Source organism: Streptomyces sp. CB01881 (genome assembly GCF_002953255.1).
In the GTDB taxonomy this organism is placed as follows: Bacteria; Actinomycetota; Actinomycetes; order Streptomycetales; family Streptomycetaceae; genus Kitasatospora.
In genome coordinates, this window is record NZ_CP026498.1 from 6302103 (window position 1) to 6326733 (window position 24631).

A 24631-nucleotide genomic window follows, 5' to 3' on the forward strand; every position below is an offset into this window, starting at 1 on the left:
CGACTCCGCACCCAGACCCAGCAGTTCGTCCCGCAGCTCCACCGCACCCGGCGCGGCCTCACCACGACGGCTCACCAGCACCAGGCTCCGCACACCGTGCCCGGTCACCAGGTGCCGGGCCACCACCGCACCCAGACCACCCGTACCACCGGTCACCAGCACCGTCCCGGCACCGTCGAACGGCGACCCCGACCCGGCCTCGGCCCGCGCCAGCCGCGGCACGAACACCCCGCCCTCACGCAGGGCCAGCTCCGGCTCACCCGACGCCACCGCGGCCGCCAACAGCGACGCGTCACCGCCGGCCAGCTCCACCAGCACGAACCGCCCGGGCTCCTCGGCCTGCGCCGACCGGACCAGACCGGCCGCCGCACCGCCGGCCAGCGAACCGGCCTCCGTCAGCACCACCAGCCGCGCCGACTCGAACCCGCCGTCCGCCAGCCAGGACTGAACCGTCGCCAGCACACCGGAGACGGCCTCCCGCACGTCGTCGCCGCCCACCGGCAGCAGCACCACGTCCGCACCCGCCGCGGACCCCAGGTCCGCAACCGGCTCCACACCGGGCACCCCGGCGCCCAGCGCCACCCAACGACCCTCCCGCACCACACCCGCATCCACCGCGAGCTCCTTGAGGGAGAGGCGGTAGAGCGGGCCGGCGCCGGTCGAGGAGAGCTGGGCGGAGGAGACCGGACGGGCCAGCACCGAGCCGACCGACATGACCGGCCGGCCCGTGCCGTCGGCGATCAGCAGCGAGGACTTCTCCCGGCCGTCGACCGCGATGCGCACCCGGAGCCTGTCCGCGCCCACCGCGTGCAGGGTGACGTCGTTCCAGGCGAAGGGCAGCAGGGTCGCGTCGTCGTCGGTCCCGGCGTCGGGGAACGCCAGGTCGGCGGCCTGGAGGGCGGCATCGAGGAGCGCCGGGTGCAGCCCGAACGCGGCCGCGACGGGCTGCTCGCCCTCGGGCAGGGCGATCTCGGCGAAGATCTCGTCGCCGCGCCGCCAGGCGGCCCGCAGCCCCTGGAAGACCGGGCCGTAGTCGTAGCCCTGCTCGGCCATCCGGGCGTAGGCGCCGGAGAGGTCGAGCGCGGTGGCCTCCTGCGGCGGCCAGGCGGTGAGCTCCGCCGGGGCGGCCGGGCCGGCCTCCGGGGCGAGGACGCCCTGGGCGTGCTGGGTCCAGGACGCGTCGAAGGAGGCGTCGTCGCCGGCGCGGGAGTGGATCGCCAGGGTGCGGCGGCCCGAGTCGTCGGCCGGGCCGACCACGATGCCGACCGCGACCCCGCCGGTCTCCGGGAGGATGAGCGGGGCCTGCAGGGTCAGCTCCTCCAGGGCCTGGCAGCCGACCTGGTCACCGGCCCGGACGGCCAGCTCCACGAAGGCCGTGCCCGGGAGCAGGACCTGCCCGCGGATGGCGTGGTCGGCGAGCCAGGGGGTGTTGCGCAGGTCCAGGCGGCCGGTGAGCACGACGCCGTCGGTGCCGGGCAGCTGGACGCCCGCGCCGAGCAGCGGGTGGTCGACGGCGAGCTGGCCGACGGAGGCCGGGTCGGTCTGGGACGTGCCCGCGTCCAGCCAGTAGCGGCGGCGCTGGAAGGCGTACGTCGGCAGGTCGAGGGCCGGGGAGACGGCGTTCGGGAAGAACGGCGTCCAGTCCACCGCGTTCCCGCGGGTGTGGACGTGGGCGAGCGCGGTGAGCAGCTCGCGCTCCTCCGGGCGGTCCCGGCGCAGGACCGGGGCGAGGAGGGCCTCGTCGGAGTGCTGGAGGCAGGGCTGCGCCATGGCGGTGAGCACGCCGTCGGGGCCGAGTTCGAGGTAGGTGGTGACACCCGCCTCCTCAAGCGCGCGGACGCCGTCGGCGAAGCGCACGGCCTCGCGGACGTGGCGCACCCAGTACTCGGGGTCGCGCAGCTCCTCGCCGGTGGCGAGCCGGCCGGTGACGTTGGAGACGACGGAGATCTGCGGCTCGCCGAAGCGGACGGCCCGCACCACCCGCCGGAACTCCTCCAGCATCGGCTCCATCAGCGGCGAGTGGAAAGCGTGGGAGACCGTCAGCCGCTTTCCGCTGATGCCCTGCTCCGCCAGCGCGGCGACGATCTCGTCCACCGCGGCCTCGGCACCCGAGATCACCACGGAGGCCGGGCCGTTGACCGCGGCGATCCCGGCCTCGTGCTCGCGGCCCGCCAGCAGCGGCAGCACGTCCGCCTCGGCGGCGCGGACCGCCGCCATGACGCCGCCGGCCGGCAGCGCCTGCATCAGCCGGCCGCGGGCGGCCACCAGGACGCAGGCGTCCTCCAGCGAGAAGACCCCCGCGACGTGCGCGGCGGCGATCTCGCCGACGGAGTGGCCGGCCAGGTGGTCGGGGCGCACGCCGAAGGACTCCAGCAGGCGGAAGAGCGCCACCTCGACGGCGAAGAGCGCCGTCTGGGTGTAGGCGGTCTGGTCCAGGAGCGCGGCCTCGGGGCTGCCGGGCTCGGCGAACACCACGTCGAGGAGGGGGGTCTCCAGCTGGAGGTCCAGGATGTCCGCGGCGTCGTCCAGCGCGTCCGCGAACACCGGGAAGGTGTCGTACAGCTCACGGCCCATGCCGAGGCGCTGGGCGCCCTGGCCGGTGAAGAGGAAGGCGAGCAGGCCGGGGCCCGTGTGGCCGGACACCACGCCGGGCACCTGGACGCCCTCGGCGAGCGCGGTCAGCCCCGCCACGAAGGAGTCCCGGTCGGCGGCGAGGACGACGGCGCGGTCGGTGTGGTGGTCACGGGTGGTGGACAGCGCGTGGCCGACCTCGGCGGGCGGGGCGTCGGAGCCGGAGGCGAAGCCCGCGAGGCGGACGGCCTGGCCCCGCAGGGCCTCCGCGCCGCGGCCGGAGACCAGCCACGGGACGAGGGTGCCGGGGTACTCGGCGACGGGCTCGGCGGGCGCCGCGGCCTCCGCCTTCTCGGCCGGCGGGGCCTCCTCGATGATCACGTGCGCGTTGGTGCCGCTGATGCCGAACGCGGAGATGCCGGCCCGGCGGGGCTGCCCCTCGGCGGCCACCCACGGCCTGGTCTCGGTGATCAGCTCGACCCGGCCCGTGGACCAGTCGACGTGCGGGCTCGGCGCGTCCACGTGGAGGCTCTTGGGCAGCATGCCGTGCTGCATGCCCATCACCATCTTGATGACGCTGGCGACGCCGCCGGCGGCCTGGGTGTGGCCCAGGTTGGACTTGATGGAGCCGAGGAGCAGCGGCCGGTCGGCCGGGCGGCCCTGGCCGTAGGTGGCGAGGACGGCCTGGGCCTCGATCGGGTCGCCCAGGGTGGTGCCGGTGCCGTGCGCCTCCATGGCGTCGACGTCGGCGGAGGTGAGGCCCGCGTTGGCCAGGGCCTGGAGGATGAGGCGCTGCTGCGAGGGGCCGCTGGGGGCGGTGAGCCCGTTGCTGGCGCCGTCCTGGTTGATCGCGGAGGAGCGGAGCAGCGCGAGGACCCGGCGGCCGTTGCGACGCGCGTCGGAGAGCCGCTCCAGCACGAAGATGCCGACGCCCTCGGAGAAGCCGGTGCCGTCCGCCGCCGCCGCGAACGGCTTGCAGCGGCCGTCGGGGGCGAGGCCGCGCTGCGCGCTGAAGGCGCTGAACATGCCGGGGCTGCCCATGACCGTGACACCACCGGCCAGGGCGAGCGTGCTCTCCCCCTGGCGCAGCGAGTTGGCGGCCAGGTGGAGCGCGACCAGGGAGCCGGAGCAGGCGGTGTCCAGGGTCATCGCGGGGCCTTCGAGGCCGAGCAGGTAGGCGAGCCGGCCGGAGATGACGCTCGGGGTGTTGCCGGTCATCAGGTAGCCGGCCAGGCCGTCCGGGGCGTCCTGGATGCGGGTGCCGTAGTCGTGCACCTCCGCGCCGACGTAGACGCCGGTGCGGCCGCCGCGCAGGGTCTGCGGGGCGATGCCGGCCCGCTCCAGGGCCTCCCAGGCGGTCTCCAGGACGAGCCGCTGCTGCGGCTCCATGCCGACCGCCTCGCGCGGGCTGATCCCGAAGAACTCGGCGTCGAAGAGGGTGGCCTCGGAGAGGAAGCCGCCCTCGCGCACGTAGCTCTTGCCGGGCACGCCGGGCTCGGGGTCGTACATGCCGTCGACGTCCCAGCCGCGGTCCCTGGGGAACGGGCCGATCACCTCGGCCTCGTCCATCAGCAGGCCCCAGAGGTCCTCGGGCGAGCCGAGGTCGCCCGGGTAGCGGCAGCCGATGCCGACGATCGCGATCGGGTCGTCGTGGTCGCCGATCCGCTCGGCGACCACGGTCTCCGCGACCAGGCCGAGCGCGGTGCCCCGCAGGAAGGCGGCGAGCGCGGCGGTCGAGGGGTGGTCGTAGGCGAGGGTGACCGGCAGGTCGAGCCCGGTCGCCGCGGCCAGCCGCGCGTGGAGGTCGACCGCGGCGAGCGAGTCGAAGCCCAGTTCCAGGAAGGGGCGGTTCTCGTCGACGACACGCGGCACCTCGGCGCCGGCGTGCCGCAGCGTCTCGACGACCTGCTCGCCGACCAGTGCCACCGCAGCGCGCAGCTGCTCGGCCGGCTTCAGCCCCGACAGACGGCGGGCCAGCGCGCTGCAGTCCTGCACCGGCGCGCCACCCGTCTGGTGAACCAAGTTTTCGGACTCGCTCATTCCGCGCACTCCACTACTCATCCAGTTGCTGGCAGGCGAAAGGGTCGGGCGGCAGACGCCCCGGGCTCCGGGCGGTAGGCCCTCCACGCTCCGGACGGCAATACGCCCCAAAACTAACGACAGGGATCAGGCGGGCCACACCCCTAACGGCCCCTATGCCGGGAGCCGGACCGGAGGGCCACCGCTATCCGGGCAGCGGGCTCCGGAAGGCCTCGTCGTCGAAGGTGCGCTGTATGTACGTGAGCGCGTCCAGGAGTTCACGGGACGTCACCCTCCGGTTCCCCGAAGCCTCCGCGACGCGCCCGATCGGCAGGGCCCCGGTGGTCGCCCAGCGGAGCCGCCCGGTGCCGTCGATGAAACTGCGGGTGCGCCCCATGTTGTCGGGGTGCACGCAGTAGGGGACGTCGAGGTACCCGCGCTTGAAGGCGAGCAGCAGTGCCTGGCCCACGTCGTCGTGGAGGTTCAGCACCGCGTCGACGAGGGCCGCGGCCTCGGTGTAGGTCTGGGAGTCGGGCCGGGGGCCGCCGCCCTGCCGGTCACCCGCCCCCGCGCCGAGGGCCGGGACGGCGGCCTCGGCGGCCGCCACGTCCGAGGCGTACTCCAGCGCCGCGACGTTCTCCTCGATGGTGGGGATGCGCCGGGACTCCGCGACGGTCTTCACGATGATGCGTTCCGAGCCGGTCCGCGCCGCCAGCCGGGCCGCCTCGCCGAGCAGCGCGTAGGAACCGGCGTCGGTGGTCGGGTACACCCCCATGTAGGTGTAGATCACCACGTGCCAGACGGTGTCCGGCAGCAGCCGCGCGCACAGGGCGCGCAGGGCGGCGACCGCCTCGACGTCCTGCTCCGGGTGGGTCTGCTGGGCGTAGCTGACCGAGATGCTGCGGATGCCGCAGCGGTGGAAGAAGAGCGCTTCCAGGGCGCTGATCGCCACCAGCAGGCTCGGCGGGCAGAGCTGCCCGAGCATGCAGCCGCCGAAGGACTCCAGGTGCGGTTCGACACCGCTCTCGCGCAACTGCGAGAAGAGCCTGCTGGAGCGGTCCCACTCGCGGACCGACTGGTCGAGCGGGGTGCGCCCGTACGGCAGGCAGTAGGAGACGGGGCCGCCCTCGGTGGCGCTGAGGCCGGCCCGCACGAGCGCCTCGAAGATGTGGAACGGCTTCGCGGAGCCGTGCCGGACCTGCACCGGGAAGCCGGGGCCGTGCAGCCCGGCGAGGACCTCCCGGGTCTGCTCGCGGCTGTAGTTGACGATCGGGTAGCCGTTGATGCCGGTGCCCAGGCGCAGCGCCTCGTCGACCGCCGCCGTGTCCCCGACCCGGGTGTAGCTGTCGAGGGTGAGGGTGCCGACGGTGGTGGCGCGGGCGTTCCTGGTGGCGGCCAGGCCGCGGCGCATCCGCGCGGGGTCGCTGAACCCCATGCGCGGCTGCACCACCAGCCGGCCCGCCTCGTGCGCGGCGCGCACGAAGCGGCCGAAGTCCGCGGGGACGGTCTCCGTCCGGGCCTCGGGGACTCCCGCCGGGACGGCGGGGGCCTTGGCGTTCTCCTCGGTCACGTGAGCGCTTTCTGCGGCAGTGTCACCAGGAAGCGCTCGAAGGAGCCCTGCTCCGTGCGGCCGTCCTCGAAGACGGCGTTGAAGCCGGCGTCCACCAGCTCCTGGAGGCGGGCCTCGTCACTGCCGCCGGAGATGCCCAGCTTGCCGCCGATCACCATCGGGGTGCGGGCCAGGGCGGGGACGGCGCGGAGCTTGCGGATGACCCGCACGCCGTCCTGGTAGCCATGGCCGTTGACGCTGCTGATCACCACGAGGGCCGGGTCGTGCGCCCGGATCTCCGACTCCAGCAGCTCGTCCGGGACGGTCGGGCCGAGGTTGACGACCTCGTAGCCGAGCTCCTCGATCAGCAGCTGGAGGAAGACGAGGTTCCAGGTGTGGGCGTCCGAGGAGAGCCCGCTGACGATCACCGTCCCGCCCCGGCGGTCGGGGGCGGCGGGCAGGGTGGTCGTGTTCGGGCCGGCGGCGACCGCAGCGGTACCGGTCAGGGTGAGCTCGCTCATGCGTACGTCCTGACGTGTTCGATGCGGGAGACGGAGACGACCTCGGTGCCGCGCACCACGACCTCGGTCGGGGCCGGGCGGCCGAGGAACATCAGCAGGCTCGACGTGGGCCCGTACGCGCCCGCGTTGGGGATCTCGATGACGTCGCCGCCGTCCAGCGGCGGCAGCTTCACGTCGCGGCCCAGGACGTCACCGGGGGTGCAGAGCGGGCCGACCAGGCTGGCCTTGGTCCACTCGGTGGTGTCCGCGTCCTGCGGGTCGGGGCTGACGGCGACCGGGAGCAGGCGGCCGAGGCCGGACATGCCGCCGAAGGTGTTGATGCCCGCGTCGAGGATGACGAAGGTGCGGCCGCGGCTCTCCTTGATGTTGACCACCCCGGCGAGCAGCGTGCCGCCGTCGCCGACGAGGTAGCGCCCGGACTCGCAGGCCACCGTGGGGAACCCCTCCCGCCAGCGCGGGAAGTGCTCGTCGAGGATCTCGGTGAGCGCGGCGCGCAGCCGGGTGTAGACGGGGCGCTTGCCCGGCACCGCGTACGGGGCGGAGAAGCCGCCGCCGATGTCCAGGAACCGCGGTTCGATGCCGGTGTCGGCGAAGGTCTTGGCCGCGACGGCGACGGTGTTGCGGAACTCGCCGATGAGGGAGTCCTCGTCGCGGGCGTTGCTCAGCGGGAAGAAGTGGGCGCCGGCGAGGCGGACGCCCTGCACCGCGCGCAGCCGCGGCATCAGCTCGACGAGGGTCTCGCTGTCGATGCCGAACTGCGAGGGGGCGCCGGTCATCCGGATGCTGGTGGTGGCGCTCGCCGAGACGCTGTTGATGCGCAGCAGGGCGTCGGCGACGACACCGTGGCGCACGGCGACGGCGCCGATGTGCTCCAGGTCGGTGGCCGACTCGACGGAGAACGTCCGCACGCCCTTGGCGATCGCCTCGTCCAGCTCGCCGTCGGTCTTGCCGGGGCCGGTGTAGAGGATCTCCGCCGGGTCGAACCCGGCGGTCAGGGCGGCGGTGAGCTCGCCGGTGGAGCTGATCTCCGCACGGCAGGCGTGGTCGGAGCCCTCCCGCAGGGCCCGGAGGACCTCCGGGTGCGGGTTGGCCTTGACCGCGGCGAAGAGCTCGAAGCCCTCCGGGAGCGAGGCGAAGAGGTCGTCCCTGGCCGCCTGGACCCGGTCGAGGTCGTAGACGTACAGCGGAGTGCCGTAGCGCTCCGCGAGGTCGGCGTAACGGGTCACTTGGAGGTCCCCTCAAGAAGCTCGACGAGCTTCTTCTTGTCGTTCTTGCCGTTCTGGGTGAGCGGTATCGCGTCGACGACGTAGCAGGTGGAGGGCACCTTCTGGGCCTCCAGGCGGGCGTTGAGCTCGCGCAGGACCTCGGCCCGGCCGCGCTCGGTCTCGACGAACAGGACGAGGTCGCGCTCCCCCTCGGGGGGCAGCACGGCGGCGGCGCGCACGCCGTCGATGTCGGTGGCGGCGGACTCGATCTCGACGGTGCTCATCCGCACGCCCTTGCGCTTGAACATGTCGTCGCGCCGGCCGTCGAAGTACAGGTAGCCGTCCTCGTCGAGGCGGCCGTAGTCGCCGGTGTGCAGGCGGCGGGCGCCGGTGACGGGGTCGGTGCGGAACGCCCGGGCGGTCTGCTCGGGGTTGCGCCAGTAGCCGGGCATGACGTGGGGGCCCACCGCGACGATCTCGCCGATCTCCCCGGGGGGCAGTTCGCGGCCGTCCTCGTCCAGGATGAGCACCTCGGTGCCGGGCAGCGGCAGGCCGACCGCGTCGGGACGCTCGCGCTCCTGCGCGGGCGGCATGACGGTGATGCGCTTGCACTCCGTCTGCCCGTACTGGCGGACCACCCGGCAGCCGGGGAACTTGGCCCGCAGCGCGTCGATGGTGGCCTGCGGCAGTGCGGCACCGGTGTTGGTGAAGAGCCGGACCTTCGGCGCCGGGTCGTCCTCGCGCTCGGCGAGGCGCACGATCATCGCGGCCAGCGAGGGCACGATCGGCACGATGGTGGCCCCGGACTCGCGGATGCGGCGCAGCAGCACCAGGTCGGAGGCGCCGTCGGCGAGGACGATCTCGGAGCGGCCGAGGACGGAGAGCAGGACCTTGTAGAGGCCGTAGTCCCAGGAGATCGGGAAGCGGCAGAAGACCACGTCGCCCGGGCGGTAGCCGATGACGTCCTCGATGGCCGCGGACGCGAAGGTGATCTGGGCGTGCGGGCAGATCACCGCCTTGGGGGCGGCGGTCGAACCCGAGGTGTAGACGAGGACGGCCACGTCGTCCGGTTCGACCGCGGCGTGCTCGGTGCGGGCGCCGGCCTCGGTGTACTTCTCGATCTCGGTCCAGACCGAGTCCTGGTCGCGGACGACCGCCCCGGTGAGGGTTTCGACGTTCTCCGCGGCGGCCGCGGTCACCAGCACCAGGGCCGGCTCCGCGTTCTCCAGGACGGGCCCGAGGTGGAAGTTCTTCATCCCCGGATTGAGCGGGACGAAGACGACGCCGCGCATGGCGGCGCCGAAGAACATGGCGACCAGTTCCCGGGTGGTGGGGACCTGCACCACGAGCCGGTCGCCGCGGCGCAGGCCCTGGTCGGCCAGCCAGGCGGAGAACGCCTGGGCGTGGGTGTCCAGCTGCTCGTACGTCCAGCTGCCGGCGGTGTCGCTGACGGCCGTCGAGCCGGCCGAGTCGGCCACCGCTTCGGCCAGCAGTTCATGCACGAGTCCGGTGCGGCCGGAATTCCCCGCAGCGGTTATTTCTGCGGTTATTCGATCCCCGTAGGAAAGGGTGTCCAACGCCATTCTCCTGTCGCCGAATCCGGGAGCCGCGCCGGCCGGGCAAATCGGCCGGCGCGGACCTCGAATGGGGGATTCAATCCCCAACGACGCTACTTAGCGGAGGGCCGGACACACCACCCCTAGTTCCCCCTACTGCCGCCGGCTTCTTTACCGGCGGCAATCAGGGCGACCGCGCGAATCCTCAGTTCCTTGCGGTCGACTTTCCGGTTGGCGTTCAGCGGAAATTCACCGAGCAGTACATACCGCTTGGGCAGGAGCCCTTGCGGAATGATCTCTCCCAGTTGTTTCGCGAACGCGGCGGGGCGGACCGCCTCGGGACCGGTGTAGAAGACGACGAGCTGGGTGCCGTCGTCCGTCACCGCGTCCACCGTGACGGCCTCCGTGACGCCCTCGACGGTGCTCAGCGCGTGGTCGATCTCGGCGAGCTCGACCCGCCAGCCCTGGAGCTGGACCTGCGCGTCCATCCGGCCGAGGTAGGCGAGCTGGCCGGCGGCCGGATCACCGACCCGCCGGACCCGGTCGCCGGTGAGGTACCAGGTCCGGCCGTCGCGTTCGACGAAGCGGCCGTCGGCGTCGGAGGGGTCGAGGTAGCCGGGGGCCATCTGCGGTCCGGAGATGCAGAGTTCGCCCTCGTCGGGCACCACCCGGCCGTCCGCGTCCAGCAGGGCGTACTCGTGGCCCTCGTGGACGGCCCCGATCGGCACCACGCCGTTGACGGCCAGGCCCGGCGAGAGCTGCGGGTCCCAGCGGTGGGCGGCGATGGTGACGGTGAACTCGGTGGGGCCGTACAGGTTCTCGACGACCGAGCCGGGCGCCGCCTGCTGCCAGTCGGCCGTGTCCTGGCACTTCAGCGCCTCACCGGCGAAGAAGCTCCAGCGCAGGCCGGACAGCGCGCCCGGGGTGAGGGCGCCGGTGCGGCGGGCCAGCGAGATGCCGCTGGGGGTGGAGAACCACACCGTCATCCGGTGCTCGGCCAGGTAGCCGGGCAGGTCCCGGTAGCCCTGGGGCGGCACCCAGTGGGCGGTCGCCCCGGCGCCCCAGGCGCAGAACAGGTCGAACAGCGAGCAGTCGAAGTTCAGGTCGAACGTCTGGGAGAACACGTCGTCCGGGCTGAAGTCGTAGCGCCGGTCGAGCAGGTCGAAGTAGTGCGCGGTGTTGCCGTGGGTGAGCGGCACGCCCTTGGGCCGCCCGGTCGAGCCGGAGGTGAACAGCAGGTAGGCGCGGTCCTCCGGGGCGACGGCGACGGGCGCGTCGAGCGCGTGCCGGTCCTGGACGTCGACCCGGCGCAGGCCGGCGCCCAGCACCGCGTCGTCCGGGACGAGCACCGGGACGTCGCTCCCGGGCCCGAGCAGTCCGGGCAGCGCGGCGCTGCCCGGACCGTCCGCGATGACCGCCGACAGCGGCGCCGCGTCCAGCATCGCCCTGGTCCGGGCCTGCGGGAAGTCGGGCCGCAGCGGCACCACGGCGGCGCCCGCGTAGAGCGCCGCCAGGATGCCGGTGTAGGCGGTGACGCCCTTGCCCGCGAGGACGCCGACGGCCGCGGGCCGCCCGTCCGCCGCGGCGAGCAGCGAGCCGGCCCAGCGCAGGGCCAGCTCGTGGGTCTGCTCGTACGTGCGCGTCTCGGCCCCGGCCCGGAACGCCGCGCGCTGCGGCGAGAGGGCCAGGCCGCGCAGGAACCGCCCGGCGAGTGTGTGCGCAGACGGCTCGGCCATCACGCGGCCGGCTGGAGCAGCGAGGAGAGCGCCGCCCACAGGACACCCGGCGACCGGAAGGTCTCCAGGCTCAGCGCGTCGTCCTGGAAGCGCACGTCGTAGGCGTTCTCCAGCGAGGCCAGCAGCTCGACGGTGCCGAGCGAGTCGAGGCCGAGGTCACGCAGCGGCGTGTCGGCCTCCAGCTTCTCGTCCTCGTCGAGGAACGGCAGGTAGGTGAGCAGGATCTCTTCGAAGGTCTCGTCCCACATGGGTGGTCTCCCTGGTCGGTGAGGTGGAGGCGGATGAGGGGGGCCGGGCGGTGCCCGGGTGGAACGGGCTCAGGCCGCGTCCGCCGCCGCCCGGCGGGCGCGGGAGCGCGGACGCATGGCGGCGGCGGGCGAGGCCGCGACGACCTCGAAGTTGTCGCGGGTCACCGGGACGCGGCCGAACAGCGAGTCGGGCCCCGACACGCAGACCCTGCTCACGCCCAGGTCCTTCAGCGTGGCGACGACCGCCGGCCACCGCATCGGCGTGACGAAGCTGTCGAGCAGCATGGCGCGCACCTCGGCGGCGGTCGTCAGGACCCGGCCGTCCTGGTCCGCGACCACGGGGAGCTTCGGGTCCTGGAACGCGAGCCGGCCGAAGACCTCCTGCTCGACCCGGTCCCGGAGCGCCCCGAAGGCCGTGCAGTGCACCGGGGGCCGCATGGTGTAGAGCGACATGCCGCCCAGCGAGCGCAGTTTCGGCAGGAACCACTCCAGGCTCGGCTCGCGCATCGACACCATGTGGAAGTCGTGGTCGACGTAGCACGACACCTCGTGGAACTCGCCGCGCTCGTCGAACTCGGCGAACAGTTCCTTCAGTTGCTCCTGCGGGGTGCGCAGGAAGGAGTGCGTCACGACGTCCTGGTGCTCGGTGCGGAACCAGTCCTCCATGCAGCGGGCGACCTCGGCCGTCATCACGACGGCGTCCTCGAAGGAGAGCGCGCCCGAGTACGCGGCGAGGACCTTCTCGCCGAAGCTGGGGCCGGTGCAGACCTCGGGCACGAAGCCGAGCTGTCCGGCCGCCCACTCCGCGGAGGCCAGGCAGTTCACCAGGAAGGCCACCTGGGAGGCCTCCGAGTAGTCGCCGCCGTCCTGGTCGTCCCGGAACCGGTCGAGCAGGTCGTAGCCGAGCGCCTCGTCCGCCCGCGCGACGAGCTCGCGGGCGGCCGGGTTGATCAGCATGAACTTGCCGACCTCGGCGAAGGGGGAGGCGCTCATGCCGGGGAAGACGATCGCGGTCTCCGCTCTGATCGCGGCGTCCGCTCTGGTCACGGTGTTCATGAAGCTACCTCTCAGGCCTCTGGGGCCAGTTGACGGCCGGTCTCTGCATCGGTGACCGTGATGGCGAGGGCCGGGCAGGTCTCGGCCGCGTCGAGCACCGCCTGGTCGGGGCCGACCGTGCCGGCCAGCGCGACGGCCTTGTCGGCTTCGTCCATGACGAAGTGGCGCGGCGCCGCGGCCACGCACATCGACGAACCGATGCAGGCCACCGTGTCGACGGTGATGTTCCAGCGCGTTCCGGGCAGTTCACTCACCAGGTCACCCGCAGACCGAGCGGGCCGCGCACCAGGCCCCGCTTCCAGGGGACGCTGTCCGGATCGTCGGCCAGGGCCAGCTCCGGGAAGCGCCGCACCATCGTGCCGAGCATCACCTGAAGCTCCAGCCGGGCGAGTTGGGCGCCCACGCAGTGGTGCGCGCCGTGCCCGAAGGCAATGTGCGGGTTGTGCTCACGGGTGATGTCCAGCCGGTCCGGGTCGGCGAAGACCGCCGGGTCGCGGTTGGCCGCCGACAGTGACGGCAGCAGGAACTCGCCCGCGCGGACCGTCGTGCCCCGGATGTCCACGTCCTCCCTCGCGCAACGGGGGAAGAGCGCGGCGGAGTTGAACGGGATCCAGCGCAGCAGCTCCTCGACCGCCCGGGGCACCAGCGCCGGGTCCCGGCGCAGCAGGCCGAGCTGATCGGGGTGGGTGAGGATCGCGTACAGGAAGTTCGGAATCTGCGAGGAGGTGGTCTCGGCGCCGGTGGTGATCAACCCGACGATGTGGGTGGCGAGTTCCTCCTCGCTGAGGCGCTGCCCCTCGTCCCGGGCCCCGACCATGATGCCGACCAGGTCGTCCGTGGGGTGGGCCCGGCGGGTCGCCACCAGTTCGGCGACGTAGCCGAACAGCGCCTCGAAGCCCTCGCGGACCGAGTCCTCGCTGCCCTCGGCCGTGGACATGATGGCCTGGGACCACTCCTTGATGTTCTGCTGGTCCTTGTCCTCCAGGCCCATCAGCTTGCCGATGACCGCCGAGGGGATCTGAAAGGCCAGGGACTCGACCACGTCGAAGACGCGGTCCCCGGGCCGTGCGACCAGCTCGTCGAGCAGTCCGTCGACGGTCTGCTGGGTGGCCTCCCGCATCGTCTCGACCCGGCGGGCGGTGAACACCTTCGCCATGATCTTGCGGACGCGGGCGTGGTCGGGCGGGTCCATGCCGAGCAGGCCGGTTCCCGAGACGTCGACCTCGCGCAGCCGGGGCGGGTCGCCGGCGTTCGCGAGCTCCCGGCTGAACCGGGGGTCGCTCATCACCAGTCGCACGTCCGCGGCCCGGGTGACGAGCCAGCCGGTCTCACCGAACGGCATCCGTACCCGGCTCAGCGACTCCTCGGCGCGCAGCTGCGCGTAGGCGGGGTCGAGCTCCAGGGCCCGGGCAGGGCTGAACGGGTACGCGTGTACCCGTGATGTGCTCGCCGTCATCCACGACCTCCGGGTGGTATCTCGTCGCCGGGGGGCAGCCCGGCGCCGGGGAGCAGTCCTTCGAGGTAGCCGAGCAGGATCTCCTTGAACCGCTCGGGCTCCTCCAGGTGCGGGAGGTGGCTGGAGTCCTCCAGGATCTCCCAGCGGACCTCGGGGATCCGGTCGAAGTACGGCTGCACCGTGGCCGGCGTGGCCTCGTCGTGCCGACCGGTGATCAGCAGGGTCGGCACCTTGATGCGGTCCAGCTCGTCCTCGACGGACCAGTCCTTGAGCGTCCCGACCACGTGGAACTCGTTGGGGCCGTTCATGGTGTAGTAGACGGTCGGGTCGTCGTAGATCTCCATGAAGGAGGCGACGAAGTCCCGTGGCCAGGGCACGACCCGGCAGACGTGGCGGTCGTAGAAGACCCGCATCGCCGCGAAGTACTCCTCGTTGTCCGTCGTGCCGGCCGCCTCGTGGTGGCGCAGCGTCTCCTGGATGTCCGCGGGCAGGGCGGCCCGCAGCACCTCCATCTCCTGGAGCCACAGGACGTAGGAGGCAGGGGAGTTGGCGATGACCAGCCCCCGCAGGCCGGCCGGCCGCTCGGCCGCGTGGGAGGCACCGAGGATGCCGCCCCAGGACTGGCCGAACAGGATGTAGTCGTCCGCCACGTTCAACGTGTCGAGCAGGTTTTCCAGTTCGTCCTTGAAGAGCTGGACGGTCCAGAAGTCCTTCCCCCGGTCCGGGAGATGGGTGGAACCGCCATTGCCGATCTGGTCGTAATGGATGACCGGCCAGCCGGCGTCGGCGAGTTCGGTGAGCGCCAGCAGGTAATCATGGGTACTGCCGGGGCCCCCGTGCAGAACCACTACCGGGGGCCTGCCGGAAGTCAGGTCCCCGGTCACGCGGTACCAGGTCTTGTATTTCCCGAAGGAAACAACACCCTTGGCACTCGGCGGTCTAGACATCGTTGTATTCCTCTCCGATTTGTCCGGCGAAATTACCCACCTCCGGGCTGAACTGCCTGGGTCCACCGGGGAGGACGTGCCCGTACTGACGGCGCACGGGACCTGTGTCCTGTGGACGCACGCTATACGAGCCGCCTTCCCCGGACAGCCCCCTAAGCAGCCCCTACGAACCCCAGAGCCCGGGAATTCCTCAACGGCCGGACGCAAACTGACGGCATGTCACCGACACCCAGTCCTCGACGACCGCGGCCGCGTCCGCCGCATAGGCCTCGATGATGGTGAAATGCGTACCCGGAATCTCGGTGAGGGTGTGCGCGGTCGGCCAGACCGCCCGCCACTCCTCCTCACCGGCCTTGGGTACGGCCACGAAGGACTCCGTGGGCCGTACGAACAGCACCGGGGTCTCCATCTCGGCGGGCCGCAGACCGCCGATCAGTTCGACGTAGCGGCCCATGGCGCCCAGGCGGGTCACGTTGAACCCCCCGAAGTCGTCCTCCCGGTCGAACATGCCGACCATCATCTGCCCCCAGAACCCGTGCGACTGGTTGTCGTCGTCGCCGGTGTTCGGCAGGTAGGAGTCGAGGAGCACCACCCCGGCCGCGGGGGTCCCCGCGCGCTCCAGGTGTTCCGCCGCGGCGTGCGCGAACTGCCCGCCGGACGAGTAGCCGACGATCACGAACGGCTGCCCGTCGGCCGCCTGGAGGATCTGCGCGGCGAAGGCCTCCACGGCCGCCGGCGCGGTCGCCGGCAGCCGGTCGTCGGCGTGGAAGCCGATCACGGGCAGGGCGACCACGTCCCGCACGTCGCGGAAGCCCGCCGCGAACCTGGCGTACTGCTGGGCGCCGCCCATCGCCATCGGCGACGGCAGGCAGACCAGCGCCGGGCCCTGCGGCCCGCGCGCCAGCCGCACCGGCTCGGGGAGCGCCGCCGCCCCCTGACCGCCCTCGGCGGCCGCCTTCTCCAGGTCCGCCAGCGAGTGGAACCAGGGCCGGATGTACCCGGCCGCCTTCAGCAGCCGGATGCCGCCCGGCAGGTTCTCATTGAAAACCGCCTGGCGGAACAGGCCGCGGAAGGACTCCGGGTCCTCCCCCGGACGGTCCGCCTCGGGCGCGGCCGGGCCGGGCCGCGCGGCCCGCTCGCCGACGGCGGCCAGCCGCTCGCGCAGGTGGGCGGCGAGCGCCACCGGGTTGCGGTGGTCGAACAGGGCGCTGGTGGTGAGGTCCGCACCGGTCGCCTTGTTCACCACGTTGCGGATCTCCGTCGCGGACAGCGAGTCCACGCCGGCCTCCAGGAAGTCCCGCTCCGGCTCCACCTCGTCCGCCGAGGCGTAGCCGAGGACGACGGCCGTCCGGCTCAGCACGACGCCCAGCAGGATCCGCTCCTGCTCGGCGGCGTCCAGAGCGGCGAAGTCGGCCGGCAGACCGCCCGTGACACCCGCCCCGGCGGCCCGGCGCACCGGCACCCGCACCAGCTCGCGCAGCACCGCGGGCACGTCGACCACGGACGCCATGGCCCTAATCGGCGCCGTGTCGAGCCGCACCGGCATCAGGCTGGACCGGTCGGCGCGGAGCGCCGCGTCGAAGAGCTCCAGGCTCTCGTCGGTGGAGAGCGCCAGGATCCCCGAGGCCGCCAGGCGCTGCCGGTCGGCCTCGCTGATCGACTCGGCCATGCCGAGGGTCGCGCTCCACAGGCCCCAGCCGAGCGAGACGGCGGCCAGGCCGGCGGCCCTGCGCCGCTGCGCCAGGGCGTCCAGGAAGGCGTTGGCCGCGGCGTAGTTGGCCTGCCCCGCGCTGCCCATGGTGCCGGCCAGCGAGGAGAACAGGACGAACGCGGCCAGGCCGGCGTCCCGGGTCAGCTCGTCCAGGGCCACGGCGGCGTCCACCTTCGGACGCATCACCCGCTCCAGCCGCTCGGGGGTCAGCGTGGCGATGGTGCCGTCCTCCAGCACGCCGGCCGAGTGCACCACGGCGGTCAGCGGGTGCGCGGCCGGCACCGCGGCGAGCAGCCCGGCCAGCGCCGAACGGTCGGCGACGTCGCAGGCGGCGAGGGTGACGCCCGCGGCGCCCGCCCTGAGCAGCTCGTCGCGGAACTCCACCGCACCCGAGGCCTGTTCGCCGCGGCGGCTGACCAGCAGCAGGTGCCGCACGCCGTGCGCCGTCACCAGGTGCCGGGCGACCACCCGGCCGAGCCCGCCGGTGCCGCCGGTGATCAGCACGGTGCCCTCGGGGTCGAACACGGGCGTCCCGGTGGCCGCGTCGATCTGCGATGCCCGGCGCAGGCGGGGGGCCAGCAGCCGGCCCCCGCGGACCGCGAGCTCGGGCTCGTCCAGGGCCACCGCGGCCGCCAGCAGGCGCGGCGCCGTCCCGGCTATCTCGGCGTCCACCGTGGTGAAGCGGCCCGGGTACTCCTGGTGCACGGACCGCAGCAGGCCCCAGACCGGGGTCTCGGCGAGCCCCGGCACGGCCTCGTCGGCGGAGACCGCCACCGCGCCCTCGGTGAGGACCAGCAGGCGGGAGGCGTCGAGGCGCGGGTCCACGACCCAGCGCCGGAGGACCTCCAGGGTGTACCGGGCCGTCGCGTGCGCGTGCTCCGCGGTGCCCGCGCCGGCCGCCGGCGGCTGCCGCAGGACGACCACCTCGGGCGCGGCGTCACCCGCGTCCAGCGACGCGGCCAGCGCGTCGAACTCCGGGTACACCGGCGTGCCGGCCCCGAGCGCGGGCACGTCGCCGCCCAACACGGCCCAGCCCGCCGTACCGGCAACGGACTTGGGCGTGGGGACGACCAGCCAGTCCAGCTGGAACAGCGCGTCTCCGGTGCCCGCGGGCCTCAGCCCGCCGGCCGGCACCGGGCGCACGGCCAGGGAGCCGATCGAGGCCACCGGGCGGCCCTCGCCGTCGGCCAGGTCGAGCGTCACGGCGCCCGGCTCGTCCGCCGCCCGGACCCGCACCCGCAGGGCGGTCGCGCCGGTGGCGAAGACCTCGACGTCGGACCAGGCGAACGGCAGGCCGCCGTCGCCCACGGCCGGGGACAGGCCCACCGCGTGCAGGGCCGCGTCGAAGGCGGCCGGGTGCAGGGAGAACGACTCGGCGTCGGCCTGCGCGCCGTCCGGCAGGACGACCTCGGCGAACACCTCGTCGGCCAGCGTCCAAGCGGCGCGCAGCCCCTGGAAGACCGGACCGTAGACCAGACCGCTCTCCGCCAGGTCCGCGTACAGCTGCGCCACGTCGGCGGGCTGCGCGCCCGGCGGCGGCCACGCGGCGCCGTCGGCGCCCGGCGCGCCGTGGCCCGCCGCCACCACACCGGTGGCGTGCCGCGTCCACTCGGTGCCGTCCTCCGCGTCGCCGGCCCGTGCGTACACCCGGGCCTCGCGCTCGCCGTCCTCGTCGGCGCCGGTGAGCACCACCTGGAGCACGACGGCGCCGCTCTCGGGCAGCACCAGCGGGGCGGTCAGGGTCAGGTCCCGGATCCGCTCGCAGCCGACCTGCCGGCCCGCCCTGAGCACCAGGTCGGCCACGGCCGCCCCCGGCAGCAGGACCGTGCCCGCCACCGTGTGGTCGGCGAGCCAGCGGTGGGTGTCCAGCCCGATCCGACCGGTCAGGACCAACCCGTCGGAGTCGGGGAGTTCGACACCGGCCCGCAGGAACGGGTGCCCGGCGTCGACCTGTCCGAACGCGGCCGCGTCGCTCAGGTCGGCCGCCGCGTCGAGCCAGAAGCGCTCGTGCTGGAAGGCGTAGGTCGGCAGGTCGGTGCGGCGGGCGCCGGTGCCGTCGAAGAGGGCCGTCCAGTCGACGTCCACGCCTGCCTCGAACAGCGCGGCGAGGGCGGCCAGCAGGGCCGGGGCCTCGTCGCGGCCCTTGCGCAGGGCGGGCACGATCAGGGCGTCGCCGGGCCTGTCCAGGCAGGCGGGGGCCATGCCGGACAGGATGCCGTCGGGGCCCAGCTCCAGGAAGCGGGTGACGCCGGCCTCCTCCAACGCCCGGACGCTGTCGGCGAAGCGGACGGCCTGGCGGACGTGGCGCACCCAGTAGTCCGGGTCGCACAGCTCCTCGCCGGCGGCGATCCGGCCGGTGACGTTGGAGACGACGGCGGCCTTGGGCTCGGCGAAGGAGAGGCTCCGGACCACGGCCCGGAAGTCCTCCAGCATCGGCTCCATCAGCGGCGAGTGGAAGGCGTGCGAGACGGGCAGCTGCCTGATGGCGACACCCGTCGCCTCCAGCCGCTCCACCACCTCCCGGACGGCCTTCTCGGCACCCGAGATCATGACGGAGTCGGGCCCGTTGACGGCCCCGATGCCGATCTCGGCCTCCCGGCCCTCCAGCAGCGGCAGCACGTCGGCCTCGGACGCCCGGACGGCGACCATCACGCCACCGGCCGGCAGCGCCTGCATCAGCCGGCCGCGCGCCGCGACCAGCTTGCACGCGTCGGCCAGCGACAGCACCCCGGCCGCGTGGGCGGCCGCGATCTCGCCGACCGAGTGCCCGGCCAGGAAGTCCGCCCGGACACCGAGCGACTCGACCAGGCGGTACAGCGCCACCTCGACGGCGAACAGCGCCGTCTGCGTGTAGACCGTGTCGTCCAGCGAACCGGCCTCGCCGGCGATCACCTCGCGCAGCGAGACGCCCAGCTCGGCGTCCAGCAGAGCGCACACCTCGTCCAGCGCGGACGCGAACACCGGGAAGGCCCCGGCCAGTTCACGCCCCATACCGACGCGCTGGCTGCCCTGCCCGGTGAACAGGAACGCCGTCCGGCCGGTCCGCAGCTCCGGGGAGCCGCCCTCGGCCACCGCGGCCAGGGCGGTCAGCAGCTCCTCGCGTGTCGAACCCCGCACCACCGCGCGCCGGTCGAACACCGTCCGCGAGGACGCCAGCGAGAGGCCGACGTCCGGCAGGCGGGAGGCGTCGGCGGCGACGAACGCGTGCAGGCGGTCCGCCTGGGCCCGCAGGGCCTCCTCCGTGCGGCCGGAGAACGCGAGCGGCACCGGCACACCCGACGGCCAGCCCGCCCCCGGCTCCTCGGAGGCCTCCTCGACCGCCGGCGCCTCCTCCAGGATCACGTGCGCGTTGGTCCCGCTGATGCCGAACGAGGAGACACCGGCCCGGCGCGGCGCACCGTCCTTCCGCTCCCACGGCTGTTCCCGCGTCAGCAGCTCGACGTCGCCGGCGCTCCAGTCCACGTGCGAGGACGGCGCGTCCACGTGCAGCGTCCTCGGCAGCACCTCGTGCCGCAGCGCCTGGACCATCTTGATGACCCCGGCGACGCCCGCCGCGGCCTGCGTGTGGCCCAGGTTCGACTTCACCGAGCCCAGCCAGAGCGGGCTGCCCTCCGGCCGGCCCTGGCCGTACGTCGCCAGCAGGGCGTCCGCCTCGATCGGGTCGCCCAGCGTCGTACCCGTCCCGTGCGCCTCCACCACGTCGACGTCGGCCGGCGCCACCGCGGCGTCGGCCAGCGCCGCCCGGATCACCCGCTGCTGCGAGGGGCCGTTCGGCGCCGTCAGGCCGTTGCTCGCACCGTCCTGGTTCACCGCCGAACCGCGGACCACCGCCAGGATGCGGTGGCCGTTGCGCCGGGCGTCCGAGAGGCGCTCCACCAGGAGCACGCCGACGCCCTCGGCGAAGCCGGTGCCGTCCGCCGCCTCGGCGAACGCCTTGCAGCGCCCGTCGGGTGCCAGCCCGCGCTGGCGGCTGAACTCCACGAAGGTGCCCGGGGTCGCCATCACGGTGACGCCGCCCGCCAGCGCGAGGTCGCACTCGCCCCGGCGCAGCGCCTGCACGGCCAGGTGCAGGGCGACCAGCGAGGACGAGCACGCGGTGTCCACCGACACCGCCGGCCCCTCCAGGCCGAAGGTGTAGGCGACCCGGCCGGAGACGATGTTCCCGCTGCCGAAGCTGTTCGGGTAGTCGTGGTACATCACGCCCGTGAAGACGCCCGTCCGGGTGCCCTGGAGCGTGGCCGGGCGGATCCGGGCGTGCTCCATCGCCTCCCAGGAGGTCTCCAGCATCAGCCGCTGCTGCGGGTCCAGGCCCGCCACCTCGCGCAGGCCGATGCCGAAGAACCTGGCGTCGAACTCCCCCGCGTCGTGCAGGAAGCCGCCCTGGTCGCTGTAGCTGGTGTTGGCCCGCTCGCTCTGCGGGTCGTGGAGCCGTTCGAGGTCCCAGCCGCGGTCGGCGGGGAAGCGGCTGATGCCGTCCCGGCCGTCCCGGACGAACTCCCAGAGCTCGTCCGGGCCGGCCGCGCCGCCGGGGAAGCGGCAGGCCATGCCGACGATCGCGATCGGCTCACGCGTGGCCGTCACGAGCTTGCGGTTCTGCTCCCGCAGGCGCTCGGTCTCCTTCAGCGAGGACCGCAGTGCCTCGACCAGCTTCGAATCGTTCTGGCCCATGTCGGCCTCACGCCTCCCGCGTCGTGTCGTTGAGCGCCATCGAGATGAGGCTCTCGGCGTCCATGTCGTCAATGTCCTCGGCGTCGCCGCCCCGGTCGTCCGCCGCGTCCCCGGCGGGCTCGCCGAGCCCGGCCAGTTCGAGCAGGCTCTCCATCAGCCCGGTCTCCCGCAGGCGTGCCAGCGGGATCGACTGGAGGGCGAGCCGCACCCGTGCCTCCGGGTCGGCGGGCAGCCCGTCGGCGGCGGCCACCGGGGTCTGCGGGGCGAGCTGCTCCCGCAGGTGCCGGGCGAGGACCCGGATGCTCGGGTAGTCGAAGATCAGTCCGGCGGGCAGCCGCAGGCCGGTCTCCTCCCCCATGCGGTTGCGGAACTCCACCGACGTCAGCGAGTCGAAGCCCAGCTCGCCGAAGGCGCGCTCGACCTCGATGGAGTCCGTGTCCTTGTGGCCGAGCACCAGCGCGGCCTGACCGCGCACCAGCTCGACGAGGACCGCCTCGCGCTCGTCGTCGGACGAGGCCGCGGCGAGCCTGCCCCGCAGGGCGTCGGCACCGGAGGCGGTGGTCCCCGCCGTACGCCGGGCGACGGCCGGGCGCACCAGCCCCTGGAACAGGGACGGCAACTGGTCGGCGCCCGCGCGGCCGAGCGTCCTGAGGTCCAGGGCCACCGGGACGAGGGCCGGCAGGCCGGTCCCGAGCGCCGCGTCGAAGAGCCGCGTGCCCTGCTCCTCGGTCAGCGCCGCGACGCCGGAGCGTGCGGCGCGCCGCACGTCGGCGTCGGAGAGGCCGCCGCCCATGCCGCCGGTGCCCCAGAGGCCCCAGGCGAGCGAGGTGGCGGGGAGTCCGGCCGCGGCCCGGTGCTGGGCGAGGGCGTCCAGGAAGGCGTTGGCGGCGGCGTAGTTGCCCTGGCCGGGGCCGCCGAGGACCCCGCCGACCGACGAGAACAGGACGAAGGCCTTCAGGCCGAGGTCCCGGGTCAGCTCGTGCAGGTGCCAGGCCGCGTCCGCCTTGGGCCGCAGGACGGCGTCCAGGCGCTCCGGGGTGAGGGAGGCGACGGTAGCGTCGTCCAGCACACCGGCCGCGTGCACCACCGCGGTCAGCGGGTGCCCGGCGGGGACGCCGTCGAGCGCCCCGGCCAGGGCGGCCCGGTCGGCGACGTCGGCGGCCGCGAAACGGACCGACTCGGCGCCCAGCGCCTCCAGCTCGCGCCGGAGCTCCGGCGCGGACGGCGCGTCCGCGCCCCTGCGGCTGAGCAGCAGCAGGTGCCGGACGCCGTGCTCGGCCACCAGGTGACGGGCGAAGACGGGCCCCAGCCCGCCGGTCGCCCCGGTGATCAGGACGGTGCCCTCGCCGTCCCACGGGGACTGCGGCTCCGCACCGGCCGGCTCCTCGGCCACCCGGACCAGGCGCGGCACCAGGACGGTGCCCGCCCGGACGGCGGCCTGCTCCTCGCCGGAGGCCAGCACGGCGGGCAGCGCCCGCAGCGACGCCTCGTCGCCGTCCACGTCGACCAGGACGATCCTGCCGGGGTTCTCCGCCTGTGCGGAGCGCACCAGACCGCCGACGGCCGCGCCCGAGGGGTCGGCCCCCGGCCCGTCGTCCTCGATCGGGCCGACCGCGCCGCCGGTCAGGACGACCAGCTTGGCGGCGGCGAAGCGCTCGTCCGCGAGCCACTCCTGGAGCACCTCCAGGACGCGGTGCGTCTCGGCGCGCACGGCCTCCGGCGAGGCCGTGGCCGGGGCGTCCGGGCCGGCTGCCGGCGCGCCCGCCGGCAGCAGCACCACATCGGCGCCGACCGCGGCGGCCGCCTCCTTCGCGGGGACGGCGTCCAGGCGGCCCGCCAGCTCGTCCGGCCGGTCGGCCAGCAGCGCCCAGGTGCCCGTCCGCCGGACGGTGCCGGCCGGGGCGGGGGTCCAGGCGACCCGGTAGAGGGAGTCGTGGAACGCCCCCGTGCCGACCTCGCCGGCGGACACCGGCCGCAGGGCCAGCGAGCCGACCGAGGCCACCGGCAGCCCCTGGGCGTCGGCGACGTCGAGGGCCACCGCGCCCTGGCCGGCCACCGGGCGCAGCCGCACCCGCAGCAGGGTCGCCCCGGTGGCGAACAGTTCCACGTCGGACCAGGCGAACGGCAGCTCCGCCCGCTCCGACTCCCGCGCCAGTCCGATCGCGTGCAGGGCCGCGTCGAGTGCGGCCGGGTGCAGACCGAACCCGTCCGCGCCCGCCGTCGGCTCCTGCGGCAGTGCCACCTCGGCCAGGACGTCGTCCCCGTGCCGCCAGGCGGCCGTCAGGCCCTGGAACGCCGGGCCGTAGAGCAGCCCGCCGTCCGCGAACGTCTCGTACATGCCGGCCAGTTCGATCGGCTCGGCGCCGGCCGGGGGCCACGCCGCCAGGTCGAACGACGGCCGGGTGGCCGCCGCCGCGAGGGCGCCCGTCGCGTGCCGCGTCCACGGCACCTCGGCCGGCGCACCCACCTGGCGTGCGTGCACGGTGAAGCGGCGCGAGCCGTCCGCGTCCGGGCCGGCGACCGACAGTTGGATGTCGGCCGCGCCCTTCTCCGGCAGGACCAGCGGCGCTTCCAGCACCAGGTCGGCGACGCGCCCGCAGCCGACGCGGTCGCCGGCGTGCAGGGCCAGGTCGACGAAGCCCGTGCCGGGGAAGAGCGTCGCCCCGCCGAAGGCGTGGTCGGCCAGCCACGGCGTGGTCTGGACGGAGAGCCGGCCGGTGAACAACCCGCCCTCGTCCCCGGCCAGTTCGACCGAGGAGACCAGGAAGGGGTGCTCCGGGGAGACGAATCCGGCGGCGACCGGGCCGGCGTCGAGCCAGTAGTGCTCGTGCTGGAAGGCGTAGGTCGGCAGGTCGACGCGGTGGGCGCCGGTGCCGGTGAACAGCGCCGTCCAGTCGACGTCCGCACCCGCCTCGAACACGGCGGCGAGGGCGGCCAGCAGGGCCGGGGCCTCGTCGCGGCCCTTGCGCAGGGCGGGCACGAGCAGGGCGTCGTCGGCCTCGGCCAGGCAGGCCTGGGCCATGCCCGTCAGCACCCCGTCCGGGCCCAGCTCCAGGAAGCGGGTCACGCCCGCCTCTTCGAGGGAGCGGACGCCGTCGGCGAAGCGCACGGCCTGGCGGACGTGGCGCACCCAGTACTCCGGGTCGCACAGCTCCTCGCCGGCCGCGATCCGGCCGGTCACGTTGGAGACCACGGCGACCTTGGGCTCGGCGAAGGACAGGCCCCGGACCACGGCCCGGAACTCCTCCAGCATCGGCTCCATCAGCGGCGAGTGGAACGCGTGCGACACCGTCAGCTGCTTGACGCCGGTGCCCGCCGCCTCCAGCTTCTCCACGATCTTGCGGACCGCCTTCTCGGCACCCGAAATCACCACCGAGGAAGGCCCGTT

Annotated in this window: 13 protein-coding genes; all 13 read right to left on the reverse strand. The window is 74.1% G+C overall.

Annotated elements, in window-relative coordinates; genetic code table 11:
* On the reverse strand, positions 1–4611 hold a 4611-nt coding region (locus C2142_RS39930), incomplete at its 3' end, for a type I polyketide synthase (RefSeq protein WP_241002633.1).
* 184 nt (positions 4612–4795) lie between these two features.
* Positions 4796–6070, reverse strand: coding sequence for a methylaspartate mutase (locus C2142_RS17270; protein ID WP_241003215.1), 1275 nt, complete (start codon positions 6068–6070; stop codon positions 4796–4798).
* A gap of 86 nt (positions 6071–6156) precedes the next feature.
* Entirely contained in the window at positions 6157–6660 is a 504-nt protein-coding gene (locus C2142_RS17275; RefSeq protein WP_148643470.1) for a cobalamin-dependent protein, read from the reverse strand.
* On the reverse strand, positions 6657–7886 hold the full coding sequence (locus tag C2142_RS17280) for a type III PLP-dependent enzyme (protein WP_148643471.1): 1230 nt from the start codon (positions 7884–7886) through the stop codon (positions 6657–6659). Before C2142_RS17280 ends, C2142_RS17275 begins: the two co-directional genes overlap by 4 nt.
* On the reverse strand, positions 7883–9367 hold the full coding sequence (locus C2142_RS17285; protein WP_241002634.1) for an AMP-binding protein: 1485 nt from the start codon (positions 9365–9367) through the stop codon (positions 7883–7885). The genes C2142_RS17280 and C2142_RS17285 overlap by 4 nt, the downstream gene beginning before the upstream one ends.
* Before the next feature lie 197 nt (positions 9368–9564).
* The gene (locus C2142_RS17290; protein ID WP_148643473.1) at positions 9565–11157 is read right to left on the reverse strand and encodes an AMP-binding protein; all 1593 of its coding nucleotides are present in this window, start codon (positions 11155–11157) and stop codon (positions 9565–9567) included.
* Entirely contained in the window at positions 11157–11405 is a 249-nt protein-coding gene (locus C2142_RS17295; protein ID WP_148643474.1) for a phosphopantetheine-binding protein, read from the reverse strand. The genes C2142_RS17290 and C2142_RS17295 overlap by 1 nt, the downstream gene beginning before the upstream one ends.
* Before the next feature lie 69 nt (positions 11406–11474).
* Positions 11475–12461, reverse strand: coding sequence for an ACP S-malonyltransferase (locus C2142_RS17300; RefSeq protein ID WP_174315657.1), 987 nt, complete (start codon positions 12459–12461; stop codon positions 11475–11477).
* Between the two features lie 11 nt (positions 12462–12472).
* Positions 12473–12715 carry a ferredoxin gene (locus C2142_RS39935; RefSeq protein WP_241002635.1) on the reverse strand — a complete coding sequence of 81 codons (243 nt, stop codon included), beginning with the start codon at positions 12713–12715 and terminating at the stop codon, positions 12473–12475.
* Positions 12712–13917, reverse strand: a complete 1206-nt coding sequence (locus C2142_RS39940; RefSeq protein ID WP_148643476.1) for a cytochrome P450 — start codon at positions 13915–13917, stop codon at positions 12712–12714. Before C2142_RS39940 ends, C2142_RS39935 begins: the two co-directional genes overlap by 4 nt.
* The gene (locus C2142_RS17310) at positions 13914–14864 is read right to left on the reverse strand and encodes a proline iminopeptidase-family hydrolase (RefSeq protein WP_148643477.1); all 951 of its coding nucleotides are present in this window, start codon (positions 14862–14864) and stop codon (positions 13914–13916) included. The genes C2142_RS39940 and C2142_RS17310 overlap by 4 nt, the downstream gene beginning before the upstream one ends.
* A 190-nt stretch (positions 14865–15054) precedes the next feature.
* On the reverse strand, positions 15055–21243 hold the full coding sequence (locus tag C2142_RS17315) for a type I polyketide synthase (RefSeq protein ID WP_148643478.1): 6189 nt from the start codon (positions 21241–21243) through the stop codon (positions 15055–15057).
* Positions 21244–21250: 7 nt separating this feature from the next.
* On the reverse strand, positions 21251–24631 hold a 3381-nt coding region (locus tag C2142_RS17320; RefSeq protein ID WP_206670983.1), incomplete at its 5' end, for an SDR family NAD(P)-dependent oxidoreductase.